We start from the raw sequence: 18,618 nt of genomic DNA on the forward strand, positions 1-18,618 counted from the left end.
GGTTCAGTCCCTCACTGGATCTCTAGAAGAAGCGCGGATCGTCGAAGACGCCGGACGCGATCAGGTAGACGTAGAAGTCGGCGAGCGCCACGCTCAGCAGCGAGGCCCAGGCCAGCTGCATGTGGCGGGCGTTGAGCCGGCCGACGAACCGCCAGGCGCGGTAGCGCACGGGGTGCCGGGAGAAGTGCTTGAGCTTGCCGCCGACGATGTGCCGGCACGAGTGGCACGAGAGGGTGTACGCCCAGATCAGCGTGATGTTGGCGAGGAAGACCAGGGTGCCGAGCCCCATGTGCCCCCACCGGTAGTGCTGGTCCCGGAAGGACAGCACCGTGTCGTACGTGAGCACGCCGGCCACCAGCAGGGCGGCGTAGAAGAAGTAGCGGTGGACGTTCTGCAGGACCAGCGGGAAGCGGGTCTCGCCGGTGTACGTCCGGTGCGGTTCGGCCACCGCGCAGGCGGGCGGGGACGCCCAGAAGGCGCGGTAGTACGCCTTGCGGTAGTAGTAGCAGGTCAGGCGGAAGCCGAGCGGGAAGATCAGGATGATGACGGCGGGGGAGATGCCCCACCAGCCCCCGAAGAGGTCGGCGTTGGGCCCTGCGCGCATGGTCCGGCAGTTCTCCGCCAGGCACGGCGAGTAGAACGGCGAGACGTACGGGGCCGCGTAGTAGTGGGCGTTCGCGAAGGCCCGCCACGTCGAGTACACGACGAAGGCCAGCAGGCCGGCCGCGGTGGCGGCCGGCGCCAGCCACCAGCGGTCGGTCCGCAGGTGCGGGGCGGCGATCGCGGCGCGCGTACGGGTGCGTACGCCACCGCCGTTGTGCTGGGGTTCCGTACCAGTGGCCAAGGGGGACTCCGGTCGGTTCGGGGGAGTGTCAGGGGGCGCGGCGGTCGCGGGCGCCCAGGCCCTCGTCGTCCGAGTCCGTCCACAGGCTGATGTCGTAGGGCGCGTCGGAGATGGTGACGAGGTCGGGCCGGCGCGGCGCGGCCGGGCCCGCGGCGGCCTCCCGCAGCAGTGCCACGCTCTCTCGCAGGTGGTCGGCGTCCAGGCGGACGCGGCGTATCTCCAGGGCGCCGCCGAGCTGGTGTTCCAGGCGGCTCACCGACCGGTTGAGGTCGTCGAGACAGCGCTGGACGGCGCTGATGTCGTCGTGCACGGACATGACTTGCCCTCGCTTCCGCGGGTCCGGCGGTCATGGGCGGCAACGTTCACGCGCCTTGGAGTGTTGCGCCTCCCGACCGCCGGTGTGAAGGGATGTGCAGCGATTGGCCGGGGCGTACGGAGGCACCGCCGGGTGTGTTGCGCCGCACGGGTGGGCTTACGGGCTGTCGCCGCCGTGTCGCCCACCGTGTCCGGATCCTTTCCTCTTCAGTGGCCGCATAGATCTGATCAGCTCCATATACCGCCAAACGTGATCAGCTCCATATACCGACAAATGTGAGCATAAGGCCCGTGGCTTCCTGGAGGTAGCAGAGATGTCCTACGACGGCGTTGGGCAGCGCCCCGAAGCGGCGCGAGGCTCCATCGACGGGCGGCTCTGCCGCGGGGCGCGACCAGCCACCTTGTCCCCGCGGGCGGCCGGCACCCGGTCAGGGCACGTGCGCCGGGCCCTCGTCTTCCTCGGCGCGGGCGCCCTCGCCGTCCCCCTGCTCGCCGGCTGCGGCGAGGACGAGGAGGCCAGCCGCCCCCTCGCACCGCAGGACATCGCCCTGGTCGCCCGGGACAAGGTCACCGACGGCGGCACCCTGAAGTGGGCCGTGGACGCCGTACCGGAGACCCTGAACACCTTCCAGGCCGACGCCGACGCCGGCACCAGCCGGGTCGCCCAGGCCGTGCTCCCGTCCATGTTCCGGCTGGACGCCGCCGGGCGGCCGGTGGCCAATCCGGCCTACCTGGAATCGGCCAAGGTCATCGAGACCGAGCCGCGCCAGGTCGTGCTGTACAAGCTGAACCAGCAGGCCGTGTGGACCGACGGCCGGGAGATCGGCGCCGCCGACTTCGTCGCCCAGTGGCGCGCCCTGTCGGGCAAGAACAGCGCCTTCTGGACCGCCCGAAACGCCGGCTACGACCGCATCGCCAAGATCGAGCGCGGGGCCAGCGACCTCCAGGTCAGGGTCACCTTCTCCCGCCCCTACGCCGACTGGAAGTCGCTGTTCTCCCCGCTGTACCCGAAGGACGTCATGGGCACCCCGGACGCCTTCAACGACGGCGCCCGGCGCAAGCTGAAGGTCACCGCCGGGCCGTTCAAGGTGGCGAAGGTCGACACCGCCAAGAAGGACGTCGTCCTCACCCGCAACCCGCGCTGGTGGGGCAAGCCCGCCAAGCTCAACGAGATCGTGCTGCACGCCGTGACGCGCGACAAGCGGGCCGCCGCCCTCGCCGACGGCAGCGTGGACCTCACCGAGGTCGACTCCGCCGACGCCCAGCGGATCGGCCTCGCCCACCGCGAGAAGGGCACCGGCACCCCGCTCCAGGGAGCCGGGGGCAAGACCTCGGCGAAGAAGCTGCGCGACTGGGCGCTTGCGCACGGCTTCACGTCCGACCAGGTGCACACGGGCAGGCAGAAGCTGCGCAAGGCCATCACCCGCTACCTGGAGCAGCAGCAGGCGCTGCGGGACGTCGAGGTCCGCAAGTCCCTGGAGCCCGCCTACACCCAGCTCGCCCTCAACGGCTCCACCGGCCCCCTCGCCGACGAACGGGTCCGCCGGGCCGTCGCCCGCGCCCTGGACCGCGTGGAGCTGGCCCGGCTGGTCCTCACCCCGCTGGGGCTGCCCGCCGTACCGGTCGGCAGCCACCTCGCCCTGTCCGGGCAGGCCGCCTACGCCGACGGCAGCGGCGCGATCGGCGGCCAGGACGCCAAGGAGGCGCAGGCGCTGCTCGCCGACGCCGGCTGGGTGCGCGGCGGCCCGCTCAAGGAGCCGAAGAAGCCCGAGAAGGCGGCCGGCCCCCAGCGTCCCACCGAGGACGTGTCGAACGGCGGCAAGGACGGCGAGTACATCGTCGGGGAGGACGACGACGACGAGAAGGGCCGCGACGACGGGCCCGGCGGCGGGAGCCACGGCGGCGCGGACGGCGACGGCAAGCACGAGCAACGGGAGTCCGCCGGCAGCCGGCACGAGCACCCCGGCCAGCGCCCCGAGGGGGAGGGCAAGCACGGCGGCGCGCCCGGCGCGTACGCCCCGCAGGGCACGGCCGCCCCGGCCGCCGCGCCCGCCGGACCGCTCGCCAAGGACGGCAAGCCGCTCGCGCTGCGCTTCGTCCTGCCCTCCGGACCCGGCTCGGAGACGCTGAACTCGGTCGGCGAGCGGATCTCCGCGATGCTGGAGCAGGTCGGCATCCGCACGACGATCACCAAGGTCTCGGACGAGAGCTACTTCAAGGACCACATCGCCGCCGGCGACTACGACCTCGCCCTGTACTCCTGGCCGTCCTCCGCGTTCCCGGCGACGGACGCCCGGCCCATCTACGCCAAGCCGGTCGCGGCGGCGGACGGCTCGGTGAACGTCGAGCAGAACTTCACACGGGTCGGCACGGACCAGGTCGACCAGCTCTTCGACCAGGCCGCGACCACGCTGGACGAGGACGAGGAGCGCTCCCTGATCCGCAAGGCCGACGCCCGCATCTGGGCCGCCGCGGGCTCCATCCCGCTCTACCAGCGGCCCCAGCTGGTGGGGGTCCGCAAGAACGTGGTCAACGCGGGGGCCTTCGGCTTCGGGACGCCGGTCTACGAGGACATGGGCTTTTTGAAGAAGGGCGCGAAGGTCTCGCCGAGCCCGGCCGGATAGCCGGCGCCGGGTGCCCCGAAGGCGGCCTGAGCTGCACCGACGTATCCCGGCGCGCCCCGGCGGCAGCGGCCACGTACCATGGGGTGAGGCCGTGGCGTGTCCAGCCCGGCAGGGCCCGCGCGACACGGACGTACGCGCAGGGCAGTCCGCACACTCCGGGAGTACGCCACACTATGGCCACGCGCCACGACATCCGCAACGTCGCCATCGTCGCCCACGTCGACCACGGCAAGACCACCATCGTCGACGGCATGCTGAAGCAGGCCGGTGCCTTCGCCGCCCACCAGCTCGACCAGGTCGACGACCGCGTCATGGACTCGAACGACCTGGAGCGTGAGAAGGGCATCACGATCCTCGCCAAGAACACGGCGGTGAAGTACCACCCCAAGGACGGCGGGGAGCCCATCACCATCAACATCATCGACACCCCCGGCCACGCCGACTTCGGCGGCGAGGTCGAGCGCGGTCTGTCGATGGTCGACGGTGTCGTGCTGCTGGTGGACGCCTCCGAGGGCCCGCTGCCGCAGACCCGCTTCGTGCTGCGCAAGGCGCTCCAGGCCCGGCTCCCCGTCATCCTGTGCATCAACAAGACGGACCGCCCCGACGCCCGCATCGACGAGGTCGTCAACGAGACCTACGACCTCTTCCTCGACCTGGACGCGGACGAGGAGCAGATCGAGTTCCCGATCGTCTACGCCTGCGGCCGTGACGGCATCGCCTCGCTGACCAAGCCGGACAACGGCACGGTCCCGGCCGACAGCGACAGCCTGGAGCCGTTCTTCTCCACCATCCTGGAGCACATCCCGGCCCCGACCTACGACGAGGACGCCCCGCTCCAGGCGCACGTCACCAACCTGGACGCCGACAACTTCCTCGGCCGTATCGCGCTGCTCCGCGTCGAGCAGGGCGAACTGCGCAAGGGCCAGACGGTCGCCTGGATCAAGCGGGACGGCTCCGTCGGCAACGTCCGCATCTCCGAGCTGATGATGACGGAGGCGCTCACCCGCAAGCCGGCCGAGAAGGCGGGCCCGGGTGACATCTGCGCGGTCGCCGGCATCCCGGACATCATGATCGGCGAGACGCTGGCCGACACCGAGAACCCGGTCGCGCTGCCGCTGATCACGGTGGACGAGCCGGCGATCTCCATGGTGATCGGTACGAACACCTCGCCGCTGGTCGGCCGGGGCGGCACCGGCAAGGGCGCGGACGCCAAGGCGGCCGTGAAGGACCGCAAGGTCACCGCCCGCCAGGTCAAGGACCGCCTGGACCGCGAGCTGATCGGCAACGTCTCGCTGCGCGTGCTGGAGACCGAGCGCCCGGACGCCTGGGAGGTGCAGGGCCGTGGTGAGCTGGCGCTCGCCATCCTGGTCGAGACCATGCGCCGCGAGGGCTACGAACTGACCGTGGGCAAGCCCCGGGTGGTCACCAAGGACGTCGAGGGCAAGGTCTACGAGCCGGTCGAGCGCATGACGATCGACGTGCCCGAGGAGCACATGGGCGCGGTCACGCAGCTCATGGGCGTCCGCAAGGGCCGCATGGACAACATGTCCAACCACGGCTCCGGCTGGGTCCGCATGGAGTTCGTCGTGCCGTCCCGTGGCCTGATCGGTTTCCGTACCGAGTTCCTGACCCAGACCCGCGGCACGGGCATCGCCCACTCCATCCACGAGGGTCACGAGCCCTGGTTCGGTCCGCTGCAGACCCGCAACAACGGCTCCCTGGTCGCCGACCGCGCCGGTGCCGTCACCGCGTTCGCGATGACGAATCTCCAGGAGCGCGGCGTGCTCTTCGTGGAGCCGGGCACCGAGGTGTACGAGGGCATGATCGTCGGCGAGAACTCGCGCTCCGACGACATGGACGTCAACATCACCAAGGAGAAGAAGCTCACCAACATGCGGTCCTCGACGGCCGATGTGACCGAGTCGATCGTGCCGCCGCGCAAGCTGTCGCTGGAGCAGTCGCTGGAGTTCTGCCGCGACGACGAGTGCGTCGAGGTGACCCCGGAGGCCGTTCGCATCCGCAAGGTCGTGCTCGACCAGAGGGAGCGGGCGCGCGCCGCGAGCCGCGCCAAGCACAGCTGATTCCCGGCCACCTCCCGGCCGCCTGAGCCCGGGTTCCCCCATCGTGGGGGAACCCGGGCTTTTTGCAACCGGTTTTCGGGCGGCCCATGTCCGACATGCGGAGATCGCTGCCCGATAGCCATGTAACAAGTCCGTTTCGCGCCTTCTTCTGACGAACAGTTTGTCCAGATTTTGGAAGGTGTAGGCGCGAGCCGTGACTGAATTGAGATCTACGGGCAGTGGTCGGTGGTCGACCCATGGCAGATAGTTAGCCGCGTAGCGCTCGGGTCAATGGGTCTCGCGCTGTGGGGACAGCGCCGACTCACGAGCACCACTGGGTTTCTGACCCTCCGTCAGGGGTGTCGGAGGGAAGACGGAAACCCTCGCCAGCTGGTGAACACGTGAAGTCATGAGGAGGGAACCCCGGTAACTACGCGCGTCCGACTGCGGTCACGCGCGTTCTCGGAGTACGCGGACACCTCTCACGCTCATACCTGTGAAACGGACGAACCGTGACAAGTCCTATCGACATAGAGGGCGGCGGGGCTTCGGTCGTCGTCGACGGCGCACCAGGGCCGGAGACGAAGAGCGAACCCGTCAAGCTCGCGGGCCGGTCCCCCGGCCAGCTGATGTGGCTGCGCTTCAAGCGCGACCGCACGGGCGTCATCTGCGCCGTGGTGGTGATCGGCTACTTCGTCGTCGCCCTGCTCGCACCGCTGCTGGTGAAGCTGTCGGGCACTGATCCGTACACCCTGTACGGACAGGACCCCACCTACGCCGACAAGCCGGTCCTCGACGAGTTCGGGCTTCCGCTGGGGTACCTGGGGGGCGTCTCCGGCGACCACTGGTTCGGCGTCGAACCGCAGTACGGCCGCGACCTCTACGCCATGCTGCTGTACGGCATGCGCACCTCGCTGTACATGGCGCTGGGCATCACCGTCCTCATCATGGTCACCGGCATCCTGATCGGCCTGATCGGCGGGTACTTCGGCGGCCGCACGGACTACTGGATCGGCCGCGGCACCGACTTCTTCCTCTCCTTCCCGCAACAGCTGTTCTTCATCGCCTTCATGCCCGTCGTCACGTCCTTCTTCGTGAACCCCCGCGAGGAGACGCCGACCTACTTCCGCGCCCTGGCCATGCTGATCGTGCTGTGGCTGCTGGGCTGGATGGGCATGGCCCGACTGGTCCGTTCCACCGTACTGTCCCTGCGCGAACGGGAGTTCGTGGAGGCGGCCAAGGTGTCGGGCGCCTCGCCGTGGCGGATCGTGCGCAAGGAGATCCTGCCCAACGTCGTCACCCCGATCCTGGTGCAGTTCACGTACCAGCTGCCCAGCACCATCCTCAGCATCGCCTTCCTGTCCTTCGCGGGCGTCGGGTTCGTCGAGCCGACGCCCGACTGGGGACGCCTCTTCGCCGCCGGCGCCCGGTACGCCGAGCAGGACCCGGCGTTCATGTTCTTCCCCGGGGTGGCGCTGGTGATCTTCGTCCTGTGCTTCAACCTCCTCGGGGACTCCGTACGGGACGCGTTCGACCCCAAGTCCGGGCGGTAGGTCGTCCGTTGGGTGGGGGTGGCTGCCGCCCCCGCCGGCCCGCACCCGGCCGGCGCCCGGCAGATCTCACGGATAACAACCGACAGGTAGGTGGATTCGCCACATGATGTCTCATCGCGCCCGCGGAGCGCGTGCCGTAGTGATCGCCATCGCGGCCGGCTCCCTGGCTCTCACGGGCTGCTCCAAGAACGAGGGCGGCAAATCCGGCAGGGACTCCAAGAAGGACCAGAAGGAAGCGGCGGTCCAGTCCAAGGCGGTCACCTATGTCGACGCCGCGGGCTCGACCGGACCCGCGAAGGACGTGCCCGGCGCCAAACCCGGCGGCACGATCACGATCTACCAGGAGGCGGGCCTGTCCCACCTGGACCCCGCCCAGATCTACGTCTCCGACGCCGGCCAGGTCGCCAACCTCCTCTTCCGCCGTCTGACCCAGTTCCAGGAGGACGACAAGGGCAACGTGTCCGTCGTCGGTGACCTCGCCACCGACTCCGGGAAGTCCTCCGACGGCGGCAAGACCTGGACCTTCACGCTGAAGGACGGCATCAAGGACGAGAACGGCAACCCGATCACGTCTGCCGATGTCCGGCACACCGTCGAGCGTCAGTACGCGAAGTTCATCTTCGACGGCCCGACCTACCTCCAGACCTGGCTGAGCGGCGCGGACTACCGCAAGGCCCTGCCGGGCGGCGGCTTCGACGGCAAGCACCTGCCGGCCTCCGTGCTGGACACCCCGGACGACAAGACGGTGGTGTTCCACTTCGACCAGGCGCGCCCGGACCTGCCGCAGACGCTCGCCATGGCCGGCTACGCCGTCGTCCCGGCGAAGGGCGACACCAAGGAGGGCTACGAGAAGAAGCCGGTCGCCACCGGCCCGTACAAGATCGCCGAGAACAAGCCCGGCAAGACCCTGAAGATGGTCAAGAACACCAACTGGGACCCGAAGACCGACTCCGTGCGCCACCAGTACGTCGACGGCTTCACCATCCAGTTCGGCGTCACCGAGTCCACCCAGACCAAGCGTCTGATCGCGGACAAGGGCGAGAACAGGAACGCCATCCAGCTCACCAACGGCGTCGAGGCCACGCAGATCCAGGACGTCGTCAACAACCCCGAGGCCAGCAAGCGCACGGTCAAGGGCTACCAGCCCTACGTGATGACGCTGGCCTTCAACCTCGACCGGGTCAAGGACAAGAAGGTCCGCGAGGCCATCACCTACGCGGTCAACTCCAAGTCCCTCATCGCCGGGGAGGGCGGCGCCTACGGCGGTGACGTCGCGCCGAACTACTTCGCGCCGACGCTGCCCGGCTACGAGGCGAGCTACGACCCCTACGGCCGTCTGAAGACCCCGCAGGGCAACATCGCCAAGGCCAAGGAGACCCTCAAGGACGTCCCGGCCGGCGAGAAGAAGATCGTGTTCGCCTACCCCAACAGCGAGGCCGGCCAGAAGCGCAAGGTCGCCATCGAGGACGCCCTGACCAAGGTCGGGATCGACGTCGTCGCCAAGGAGGTCGACTCGGCGAGCTACTACGAGCAGATCGGCAAGCTCGACAACCCGTACGACGCCTACATCACCGGCTGGGGCCAGGACTGGCCGTCGCCGGGTACCGTCGTCACCCCGATCTACGACGGCACGCAGGTCTTCGACGGCTCCGCGAACTACTCGCACGTCAAGGACCCGAAGGTCGACGCCCTCATCAAGAAGGCCCTGACGCAGAACCCGACCGACGCCGCCAAGACCTGGAAGGAAGCGCACCACTACCTGCTGGAGAACGTCATCCCGGCGGCCCCGCTGTGGTACACGAAGCAGTTCCAGATCTCCGGCTCGAACGTGGGCGGTGCCCGCTACGGCTCGGTGTCCAGCCTCATCGACATCAACCGGCTGTACCTGAAGTCGTGACCCGCGGCTGACCCAGGGGGCGCGCTCCGCAGCGAGCGCGCCCCCTGCCCGAGCGCCCCCTACCCACCGTCTCCGCAGAGAGCCAGCCCGCCATGCTTCAGTTCATCATCCGGCGCACGGTCGGCGCCTTCGTCACGCTCTTCCTCATCGGGGCGGCGACCTTCTTCCTCTTCGTGGCCGCACCCTCCGACTACGCCTCCCTGGCCTGCGGCAAGGACTGTTCGCCCCAGCGGCTGGCGGACATCCGGGAGGCCCTCGGGCTCAACCTGCCCCTGGCCCAGCAGTTCTGGGACTTCATGTCCGGCATCGTGACGGGCCGCGACTTCCCCACCGGGCACTGCTCGGCCCCCTGCCTGGGCGTGTCGTTCTACTCGGGGGACATGGTCTGGAGCACCATCATGGACCGGTTCCCGCTGACCCTCACCCTGACCGCCGGCGGCGCGATCGTCTTCCTCGTCATCGGCATCGGCGCGGGCATGATCGCCGCCTACCGGCGCGGGACCCTGGTCGACAAGGTCGCCACCGGCGCGTCCATGGTGCTCAGCTCGTTCCAGATCTACTTCCTCGGCCCGATCGTGCTGACGGTCCTCGTCTACAGCACCGGCTGGATGGAGGACCCCCGGTACGTGCCCCTCACCGAGGACCCGGTCGGCTGGTTCGTCGGGATGTCGATCCCGGTCTGTGTGATGGCCACGATCTTCACCGCGCAGTACACCCGTATGGCGCGCTCCTCGATGATCGAACAGCTCGCCGAGGACCATGTGCGCACCGCCCGGGCCAAGGGCATGTCACGCAGGTACGTCTTCCTGCGCTACGCCTGGCGCGGCTCGCTCATCCCGATCGTCACCGTGCTCGGCATCGATGTCAGCTCCATGCTGGGCGGCGCCGTCGTCACCGAACTGACCTTCTCCCTCCAGGGGATCGGCCGGCTCGCCGTGGACGGCGCGGTCAACAAGGACCTGCCGCTGACGATGGGGGTCATGCTGTTCGGCGCCTTCTTCATCCTGGTCATCAACATCCTGACCGACATCACCTACGCGTGGATCGACCCCCGCATCCGGCTCTCCTAGGAAGAACAGCCATCGTGACCACAGTGACCAAGGCCGAGGGGGCACCGGCCCCGGCCGGGCCGGACGGATTCCTCTCGGTGCGCGATCTCCAGGTGACGTTCTCCACCGAGGACGGCCCGGTCAAGGCCGTCGACGGCCTCTCCTTCGACCTGCACCGCGGGAAGACCCTCGGCATCGTGGGCGAGTCGGGCTCGGGCAAGTCGGTCACCAACCTGACGATCCTCGGGCTGCACGACCCGGTGTACACGACGATCGACGGGGAGATCCTCCTCGAAGGCAAGGAACTGATCACCGCCACCGAGAAGGAGATGGAGAAGCTCCGCGGCAACCGGATGGCGATGATCTTCCAGGACCCGCTCACCGCGCTGTCGCCCTTCTACACCATCGGCCGGCAGATCGCCGAGCCGTACATGAAGCACACCGGCGCCTCGAAGAGGGCCGCCTGGGAGCGGGCCGTGGAGATGCTCGCCAAGGTCGGCATCCCCAACCCCAAGGAGCGCGCCCGGGACTACCCGCACCAGTTCTCCGGCGGTATGCGCCAGCGCGCGATGATCGCCATGGCACTGGTCTGCGACCCGGACCTGCTGATCGCCGACGAGCCGACCACGGCGCTGGACGTGACCGTGCAGGCCCAGATCCTGGACCTGCTCAAGGACCTCCAGCGGGAGTTCGGCACGGCGATCGTCTTCATCACCCACGACCTCGGGGTCATCGCCGACATGGCCGACGACATCATGGTCATGTACGCCGGGCGCGCGGTGGAGCGCGGCACCGTCGACGAGGTGCTCAGCGCGCCGCTGCACCCGTACACCTGGGGTCTGCTGAACTCCATGCCCCGGCTGGACTCCGACCTCGGCACCCCGCTCTCGCCGATCCCCGGCACCCCGCCGAGCCTGCTCACCCCGCCGACCGGCTGCCGCTTCCACCCCCGGTGCTCCTTCCGGGACCGGGTCGAGGGCGACCGGTGTGTCACCGAGCGCCCGCTGCTGGGACCGGACCGCTCCTCGGCGTGCCATCTGAGCACGGAGCGGAAACGCACCATCTTCATCGAAGAGATCAGGCCCCGTCTGGGCTAGGAGGACAACCGTCATGACAGAGGACCTGGTCCTCCCCACTCCCCGCGAAACCGACGGCGACGCGGCGTCGCAGCCGCTGCTGAAGGTCTCCGGGCTGGTCAAGCACTTCCCGGTCAAGGGCGGCTTCCCGATCCGGCGGACGGTCGGCGCGGTCCAGGCCGTCGACGGCCTGGACTTCCAGGTCGCCGAGGGCGAGAGCTTCGGCCTGGTCGGCGAGTCGGGCTGCGGCAAGTCGACCACCGGCCGCCTCATCACGCGCCTGCTGGAGCCGACCCGCGGCACGATCACCTACCGGGGCCGGGACATCAGCCACGCCAACCGCAAGCAGCTGGCGCCGATCCGTTCCGAGATCCAGATGATCTTCCAGGACCCGTACTCGTCGCTGAACCCGCGGCAGACGGTCGGCAAGATCATCTCCGGGCCGATGGAGATCAACGGCATCGATCCGGAGGGCGGCCGGGAGAAGCGGGTCCGTGAGCTCCTGGAGATCGTCGGCCTGAACCCCGAGCACTACAACCGTTTCCCGCACGAGTTCTCCGGCGGCCAGCGCCAGCGCATCGGCGTCGCCCGCGCGCTCGCCCTGGAGCCGAGGCTGATCGTCGCGGACGAGCCGGTCTCGGCCCTGGACGTCTCCATCCAGGCCCAGGTCGTCAACCTGCTCCAGAAGGTCCAGCGCGAACTCGGCATCGCGTTCGTCTTCATCGCCCACGACCTGGCCGTGGTACGCCACTTCTCGCAGCGTGTCGCGGTGATGTACCTCGGCAAGATCATCGAGGTGGGTGACCGGGACTCCATCTACACCCGCCCGCGGCACCCCTACACCCACGCCCTGCTGTCCGCCGTCCCCGAGGTCACCCTGACGGAAGGGGAGGGGCAGCAGCGCGAGCGCATCCGCCTCGCCGGTGACGTGCCGTCGCCCATCTCCCCGCCGTCGGGCTGCCGCTTCCGCACCCGCTGCTGGAAGGCACAGGACAAGTGCGCGGCCGAGGAGCCCCCGCTGATCCGGCTCTCCGGCAACCGCGACGGCCACCTGACCGCGTGCCACTTCCCGGAGGAGCCGACCATCGAGGCCCGCGAGGAGGACATCGTCCTGGACCCGGCACTGGCGGCACTGGAGGAGGACCAGGCGGGCTGAGGGCCCTGCCCCTAGGCTCCTGTGCCGGCCCGGCGGGCCACCGTGACGATCTCCGGGGAGGTGTCCGTCAGTGGGCCCCGGCTCCAGTCGCCGTACTGTTCGGTGACGGCCAGGCCCGCCTCCGCGAGGAAGGTGTCCAGCGTGTCGGCGTCCAGGAAGCGCAGGACGCCGTGGTTGACGCGGGGGGCGGGCCAGCCGGGGCCGGCGTAGGTCTCGGTGAAGTGGATCCGGCCCCGGTCCGGGTCCCCGCCCCGCACCTCGTGCCAGACCCGCACCGCGGTGCCGTCGGCGGCGCTGACCTCGTGCACCCGGTCCGGGGTCCACCGCTCCCAGGCGCGGGCGACCGGATTGCGGGTCTCGAAGACGAACCGTCCGCCGTCCCGCAGGGCCGCGCGGGCGGCGCGCAGACAGACCCGGATCTCCTCGTCCGTCACCAGCTCCTGGAACGCGTGCCCGGTCATGACGACGAGGTCGAACTCCCCCCGCCACCGCCGCACCCGCACATCGCCGAGCACCCACTCGACGTCCGGCCGCGCCCGCCGCGCCTGCACGAGCATGGCGGCGGCCGGATCGAGACCGAGCAGCCGTCCCCGGTGCCCCTCTTCCCGGGCCCGCCGCAGCAACCGGCCGGTGCCGCACCCGATGTCCAGCACGCAGCCGGCGTCCCGCAGCAGACCGAGGTAGAAGTCGTCACCCGGTCCCCAGGGATTGAGGCTGTCGTACAGCGCGGCGAGCGAGAGATCGGCAAAGACGTGATCCACCACCGCGGCAGTCTGACACACCGTCTTGAACGGTGGGTCAGGAAACCGGCGGTTCACGAACTCCTCATACCCAAACCGCCGTTGACGCCGGCCGCGCGGACGGCGGACGGGCGCGGCGCGTGGGGGCCCGGAACGCGGAAGAGGGCCCGTGCCTGGGAAAGGCGCGGGCCCTCGTCCCCTGGAGCGGACGATCAGGGGCTCGGGTCAATGGGCCGTGACAGTCCGGTCCGCGAGGGGGCGGCCGACGGAAAGGGGTGTGTCAGGCCGCCGCCTCGGGGTCCTTGGAGAGACGCGGAGCCGGGATCGTGGGCTCCGTCTCCGGGTAGTGGCACGCCGTCAGGTGGCCCGGCTTGTTGCCCTCCACCTGCACCAGCGGCGGAGCCTCCGTGGCGCACTTCTCGGTCGCCTTCCAGCAGCGGGTGCGGAAGCGGCAGCCGGAGGGCGGGTTGATCGGGGACGGCACGTCACCGACCAGGCGGATGCGCTCGCGCGGCTCCTCGTCCACCGTGGCCTCGGGCACGGCGGAGAGCAGGGCCCGGGTGTAGGGGTGGCGCGGGTTGTCGTACAGGTCCTCGCGGTCGCCGATCTCGACGATCTTGCCGAGGTACATGACCGCCACGCGCTGGGAGAAGTGCCGCACGATCGCGAGGTCGTGGGCGATGAACACGAACGCGATGCCGAGTTCGCGCTGCACCTTCTGGAGCAGGTTGACGACCTGGGCCTGGATGGAGACGTCCAGCGCGGAGACCGGCTCGTCCGCGACGATCAGCTTGGGCTCCAGGGCGAGCGCGCGGGCGACGCCGATGCGCTGGCGCTGGCCGCCGGAGAACTCGTGCGGGAAGCGGTTGTAGTGCTCGGGGTTGAGGCCGACGATCTCCAGGAGTTCCCGGACCCGCTTCTCCCGGCCGCCGGGCGGGTTGATGTCGTTGATCTCCATCGGCCCGGAGATGATCTTGCCGACCGTCTGCCGCGGGTTCAGCGAGGCGTAGGGGTCCTGGAAGATCATCTGGATCTCGGAGCGGATGGGCGCCAGCTGCTTGCGGTTGGCGTGCGTGATGTCCTGACCGCGGTAGGTGACCCTGCCGCCGGTGGGCTCCAGCAGGCGGGTGATGAGCCGGCCGGTGGTCGACTTGCCGCAGCCGGACTCGCCGACCAGGCCGAGGCTCTCGCCCTCGGCGACCTGGAAGTCCAGGCCGTCGACGGCCTGGACCGCGCCGACCGTCCGCCGGATCGGGAAGCCGCCCTTGATCGGGAAGTGCTTCGTCAGCCCGGAGACGTCCAGGAGGGGGTTCGTGTTGCTCATGATCGTGAAATCCGCTCTCGTGTCCGTCAGTTGTGCCGGGTTCCGGCGAAGTCAGCGAAGAGTTCCCGCTTCTGCTCCGGGGTGAGGTGGCAGGCGGCGCCGCGGCCGTCGACGACCTCGAGCACCGGGCTCTCCTTGGAGCACAGCCCGCCCGCCACCTTCTCGGCGAAGGCGCACCGGGGGTGGAAACGGCAGCCCGACGGGGGATTGAGCAGCGAGGGCGGCGAACCGGGGATCGGCGTCAGCGGCACGTCCACCGGCCCCTGCAGGCTCGGCATCGAGCCCAGCAGACCGAGGGTGTAGGGGTGCTGCGGGTCGCGCAGCACCTCCTGCTTGGTGCCGCGCTCCACGCACCGGCCGCCGTACATCACCAGCACGTCGTCGGCGATGTCGGCGATCACGCCGAGGTCGTGGGTGATGAAGATGATCGCGGTGCCGAACTCCTGCTGGAGGTCCTTGAGCAGGTCCATGATCTGCGCCTGGACCGTCACGTCCAGGGCGGTCGTCGGCTCGTCCGCGATCAGCAGCTCGGGGTCGCACACCAGCGCCATGGCGATCATCGCGCGCTGGCGCATACCGCCCGAGAACTGGTGCGGGTAGTCGTCCACCCGCATGTCCGGCTGCGGGATGCCCACCCGGCGCAGCATCTCGATCGCGCGCTTGCGCGCCTCGGACTTGGAGCAGCCCGTGTGCTTGCGGTAGGTCTCGCCGATCTGCGTGCCGATCGTGTGGTACGGCGACAGCGACGCCAGCGCGTCCTGGAAGATCATCGACATCTTGTTGCCGCGCAGCCGCTCCAGCTCCTTCTCGGAGGCGGTGAGCAGCTCCTTGCCGTCCAGCACGATCTCGCCCTCGATCGCGGTGCGGTCGCGGTCGTGGAGGCCCAGGATCGTCAGGTTGGTGACGGACTTGCCGGAGCCCGACTCGCCGACGATCCCGAGAGTCTGGCCCTTGACGAGGTCGAAGCTGAGTCCGTCGACGGCCTTGACGATGCCGTCCTCGGTGGAGAAGTGGACCCTGAGGTCCTTGACGGAGAGGAACGGCTGCTGATCGGTGCTCGTCACGGGGACGCTCCTGGGGGGTGATGCGAGGTGTCGCCGGGTGGGGCGGGTGGGAAGGGACGGCGGGGCGGAGGTCAGGCGAGCCGGATCCGCGGGTCGATGAGGGCGTAGACGGCGTCGACGATGATGTTGAAGAGCACGATGGCGCCGGCGGACAGGAGGGTGACGCCGAGCACCATGGGCAGGTCGCTCTTGTTCACGGCGTCGAGCGCGAGCCGGCCCACGCCCTGGAGGCTGAAGACGGACTCGGTGATGATCGCGCCGCCGATCAGGGTGCCCAGGTCGACACCGAAGATGGTGACGATCGGGCCCATCGCACCGCGCCAGGCGAAGCGGAGGAAGACGTTGCGGCGGGAGAGGCCCTTGGCCCGGGCCGTGCGGACGTAGTCCTCGCTGAGCTGCTCCACGAGCTGCGAGCGCGACATACGCGTGTAGTTGGCGGTGAAGATGATGGCGAGCACCAGCCACGGCAGCAGCAGGCCGGAGACCCACTTGACCGGGTTCTGGGTGATCGGCGTGTACGACGGGTTGTCCAGGATGCCCAGCTTGAAGACCAGGAAGTACATCGCGATGTACCCGACGAAGTAGATCTGCAGCGAGGAGCCGAGCAGCGAGGCCGAGCTGGCGACCTTGTCCTGCCACTTGCCCTGCTTGAGGGCGGCGATCATGCCCGCGCCCACACCGATGACGAGGAAGACCACGGCCGCGCCGAAGGCGAGCGAGAGCGTCAGCGGGAGCCTGTCCATGATCGTGCCGAGGACCGGCTCACGGTTGGCGAAGGAGTAGCCCAGGCACGGGGCGCTGCAGTTGCCGAAGTCGCCGTAGCTGCGTCCGACGAAGATGCCCTTGAGCCAGTACCAGTACTGGACCGGGATCGGGTGGTCGATGCCCAGGTTGTGCCGCACCTGCTTCAGCATGTCGGGCGTGCAGTTCTTGCCGCAGGACATCATGGCGGGGTCACGCGGGATGGCGTAGAACAGCCAGAACGTGACCGCGCTGATGATCAACAGGATGACCAGCGCGCCGAGGAGTCGGCGGACGAGGAAGCGGAACATGGGGCGTGACTTTCCGGACGGGGCGCCGTCGCCGGGGTGAGGGGTGGGCCGGAGGGGGCGGCCGGGTCCTGGCCGCCCCCGAGGGGTCGTGCGCCTTACTTCTTGGCGTACAGCTTGCAGAGCGCGATGCAGGTGTTGCCGGCGTCGAACACGACGTTGCCGACCTTGGACCCGTACATCCAGTTGCGGATGGAGTGGTAGTCCGGGACGACCGCCGCCAGCTCCATGATCTGGCGGTCGACGTTGCCCCAGGCCTTGTTGGCCTCCGCCGGGTCGGTGATCTTCGCGGCGGCGTCGATCGCCTTGTTGACGCTCGGGTCGTTCAGCTGGGCGTAGTTGCTGCGGCCGTCGCCGATGTTCTTGCCGCTCCAGCAGGGGTAGAAGACCGAGTAACCGTTCGGCCAGTCCGGGCTCCAGCCGGCCGCGAACAGGTCGTAGTCGTTGTCGATCTTGCCGATCTGGGTGTAGAACGTCGACTTGTCGACCTGCTTGTTGACGACCTGGAAGCCGGCGGCCTCCAGCGCGTTCTTGATCGCGACGGCGGACTTCACCGCGTTGTCGGAGTGCTGGTAGGCGATGACCAGCTTCTGGCCGAGCTTGCCGGCCTCCTTCAGCAGGGCCTTGGCCTTGTCCGGGTCGCCACCGGGCTTCTTGTCCGTGCCGTAGAGGTCGAACTTCTGGTAACCGGGGGTCACCGGGCTGAGGATCGTGGTGGCCAGCTCGCTGCTGGCCTTGCCGCCGCGGATGGTCTGCAGCTGCAGGTGCGGCCACGCCCAGTTGATGGCCTGGCGGACCTTGACGTCCTTGATGCGGGTCGTGTTGATCGGCCAGTAGTAGGTGACCGTGTCGACCTGGGTGAGGACGCGCTGCTTGAGCTTCGCGTTGGTGAGGACCTGGGCGATGCGCTCCGGGGCGACCTCGTTGAAGATCGACATCGTGTACTGGTCGTTCCCCTTGTCCGCGATGTAGCGGTCGGTGGAGGCGATCAGCTCGAAGCCGAACTGGAAGACGTACTGGTCCGGGTAGTTGTTGCGGATCGGGTCCGTCTTCGCGTCCCAGTGCTCGTTGCGCACGTAGGTCAGCGACTTGCCGATCTTGCGGTCACCGATCTTGTAGGGGCCGCAGGAGAACGGGCGCTTGTCGTACTTCTCCTTGGTGTCGTGCTTCTTCGGCACCAGGGAGTAGCCGCGCATGGCGAGCGTGTAGTTGAAGTCCGTGCGGGGCTCGGTGAGGTGGAAGGTCACCGTCTTGCCGGAGATCTCGACCGACTCGAGGTGCTTGCCGTCGTACGGGCCCTTGTACTTGTCGCCGCCGACCAGCCACTGCTGGACGTAGCGCGGACCCTCGGTGATGAAGCTCGCGAAGAGGCGCTCGAAGGTGTGGCGGACGTCGTCCATGGAGACGTCGGAGCCGTCCTCCCACTTGATGCCGTCCTTGAGGGTGAACGACCAGGTCTTGCCGCCGTTCTTCATGGTGCCGGCGTCGGTGGCCGCGTCGCCGACGAGGGTGCAGCCGCCCTTGTCGTCGATCTTGTAGCCGGTCAGGCCACGCATGATCGGGACGGTGATGGCGCCCTCGGTGGAGACGTAGATCTGCGCCGGGTCCATGTGGTCCATGTCGAACTGGTCCAGCGAGTAGATCGTGCCGCCCTTGACGGCGCCCGCGACCTCAGGAGCCGGACCGACCGAGTCGGCCTTCGTGCCGACCGGGATGTTGACCGTCTTGGACTTGCTCACCGACGGCACGTCGTTGTGACCGGAGCCCTTGGAGTCATCGCTGCTGCAGGCGCTCAGCACCGAGGTGGAGGCTGCCGCCACACCGGTGGCGATCAGGAAGTTTCTACGAGAAAAGGACATGCTGAGCC

At 69.0% G+C, this 18,618-nt stretch carries 14 protein-coding genes; 7 read left to right on the plus strand and 7 right to left on the minus strand.

The genetic code is table 11. The features are described from left to right. Nucleotides 1–22 precede the first annotated feature (22 nt). Nucleotides 23–844: a succinate dehydrogenase subunit SdhC gene (sdhC, locus tag LG395_RS11415; protein ID WP_225809288.1), complete on the minus strand. Its 822-nt coding sequence runs from the start codon at nt 842–844 to the stop codon at nt 23–25. A gap of 28 nt (nt 845–872) precedes the next feature. Further along, on the minus strand, nt 873–1,160 hold the full coding sequence (locus LG395_RS11420; protein WP_171153156.1) for an Rv0250c family protein: 288 nt from the start codon (nt 1,158–1,160) through the stop codon (nt 873–875). A 313-nt stretch (nt 1,161–1,473) separates the two neighbouring features. Here LG395_RS11420 and LG395_RS11425 point away from each other — a divergent pair, with 313 nt between their 5' ends. The 7 genes from LG395_RS11425 to LG395_RS11455 all read left to right on the plus strand — a co-directional run bounded on the left by LG395_RS11425 (nt 1,474) and on the right by LG395_RS11455 (nt 12,574). After that, nucleotides 1,474–3,783: an ABC transporter family substrate-binding protein gene (locus LG395_RS11425; RefSeq protein ID WP_225809289.1), complete on the plus strand. Its 2,310-nt coding sequence runs from the start codon at nt 1,474–1,476 to the stop codon at nt 3,781–3,783. 173 nt (nt 3,784–3,956) lie between these two features. Further along, the gene (typA, locus tag LG395_RS11430; RefSeq protein ID WP_171153154.1) at nt 3,957–5,864 is read left to right on the plus strand and encodes a translational GTPase TypA; all 1,908 of its coding nucleotides are present in this window, start codon (nt 3,957–3,959) and stop codon (nt 5,862–5,864) included. Between the two features lie 491 nt (nt 5,865–6,355). Next, on the plus strand, nt 6,356–7,396 hold the full coding sequence (locus LG395_RS11435) for an ABC transporter permease (protein WP_225809290.1): 1,041 nt from the start codon (nt 6,356–6,358) through the stop codon (nt 7,394–7,396). 103 nt (nt 7,397–7,499) lie between these two features. Then, entirely contained in the window at nt 7,500–9,293 is a 1,794-nt protein-coding gene (locus tag LG395_RS11440) for an ABC transporter substrate-binding protein (protein ID WP_171153150.1), read from the plus strand. A gap of 92 nt (nt 9,294–9,385) precedes the next feature. Further along, nucleotides 9,386–10,363 (plus strand): ABC transporter permease, encoded by a 978-nt coding sequence (locus LG395_RS11445; RefSeq protein ID WP_171153149.1) that lies wholly within the window; start codon nt 9,386–9,388, stop codon nt 10,361–10,363. Nucleotides 10,364–10,377: 14 nt separating this feature from the next. Next, nucleotides 10,378–11,439, plus strand: a complete 1,062-nt coding sequence (locus LG395_RS11450; protein ID WP_171153147.1) for an ABC transporter ATP-binding protein — start codon at nt 10,378–10,380, stop codon at nt 11,437–11,439. Nucleotides 11,440–11,452: 13 nt separating this feature from the next. After that, entirely contained in the window at nt 11,453–12,574 is a 1,122-nt protein-coding gene (locus LG395_RS11455; protein WP_225809291.1) for an ABC transporter ATP-binding protein, read from the plus strand. Between the two features lie 11 nt (nt 12,575–12,585). On the opposite strand, the gene LG395_RS11460 is transcribed toward LG395_RS11455, so the two are convergent. The 5 genes from LG395_RS11460 to LG395_RS11480 all read right to left on the minus strand — a co-directional run bounded on the left by LG395_RS11460 (nt 12,586) and on the right by LG395_RS11480 (nt 18,610). Then, nucleotides 12,586–13,338: a class I SAM-dependent methyltransferase gene (locus LG395_RS11460; RefSeq protein WP_225809292.1), complete on the minus strand. Its 753-nt coding sequence runs from the start codon at nt 13,336–13,338 to the stop codon at nt 12,586–12,588. Nucleotides 13,339–13,594: 256 nt separating this feature from the next. After that, entirely contained in the window at nt 13,595–14,638 is a 1,044-nt protein-coding gene (locus LG395_RS11465; protein WP_225809293.1) for an ABC transporter ATP-binding protein, read from the minus strand. A gap of 26 nt (nt 14,639–14,664) precedes the next feature. Next, complete coding sequence (locus LG395_RS11470) at nt 14,665–15,702, minus strand: ABC transporter ATP-binding protein (RefSeq protein ID WP_171153141.1); 1,038 nt, start codon at nt 15,700–15,702, stop codon at nt 14,665–14,667. A gap of 71 nt (nt 15,703–15,773) precedes the next feature. Continuing rightward, entirely contained in the window at nt 15,774–16,754 is a 981-nt protein-coding gene (locus tag LG395_RS11475; RefSeq protein ID WP_225809294.1) for an ABC transporter permease, read from the minus strand. A 95-nt stretch (nt 16,755–16,849) separates the two neighbouring features. Beyond that, nucleotides 16,850–18,610 carry an ABC transporter substrate-binding protein gene (locus tag LG395_RS11480; RefSeq protein ID WP_225809295.1) on the minus strand — a complete coding sequence of 587 codons (1,761 nt, stop codon included), beginning with the start codon at nt 18,608–18,610 and terminating at the stop codon, nt 16,850–16,852. Nucleotides 18,611–18,618 lie beyond the last annotated feature (8 nt).

The sequence above is a fragment of the Streptomyces spinosus genome (genome assembly GCF_020400655.1).
Lineage (GTDB): Bacteria > Actinomycetota > Actinomycetes > Streptomycetales > Streptomycetaceae > Streptomyces > Streptomyces argyrophylli.

Bases quoted from the DNA above. Each gene is read 5' to 3' on its own strand.
- LG395_RS11445 (WP_171153149.1), top strand. From the start codon at position 9,386: ATGCTTCAGTTCATCATCCGGCGCACGGTCGGCGCCTTCGTCACGCTC.
- LG395_RS11455 (WP_225809291.1), top strand. From the start codon at position 11,453: ATGACAGAGGACCTGGTCCTCCCCACTCCCCGCGAAACCGACGGCGAC.
- LG395_RS11475 (WP_225809294.1), bottom strand. From the start codon at position 16,754: ATGTTCCGCTTCCTCGTCCGCCGACTCCTCGGCGCGCTGGTCATCCTG.
- LG395_RS11465 (WP_225809293.1), bottom strand. From the start codon at position 14,638: ATGAGCAACACGAACCCCCTCCTGGACGTCTCCGGGCTGACGAAGCAC.
- LG395_RS11425 (WP_225809289.1), top strand. From the start codon at position 1,474: ATGTCCTACGACGGCGTTGGGCAGCGCCCCGAAGCGGCGCGAGGCTCC.
- LG395_RS11440 (WP_171153150.1), top strand. From the start codon at position 7,500: ATGATGTCTCATCGCGCCCGCGGAGCGCGTGCCGTAGTGATCGCCATC.
- LG395_RS11420 (WP_171153156.1), bottom strand. From the start codon at position 1,160: ATGTCCGTGCACGACGACATCAGCGCCGTCCAGCGCTGTCTCGACGAC.
- typA (WP_171153154.1), top strand. From the start codon at position 3,957: ATGGCCACGCGCCACGACATCCGCAACGTCGCCATCGTCGCCCACGTC.
- LG395_RS11480 (WP_225809295.1), bottom strand. From the start codon at position 18,610: ATGTCCTTTTCTCGTAGAAACTTCCTGATCGCCACCGGTGTGGCGGCA.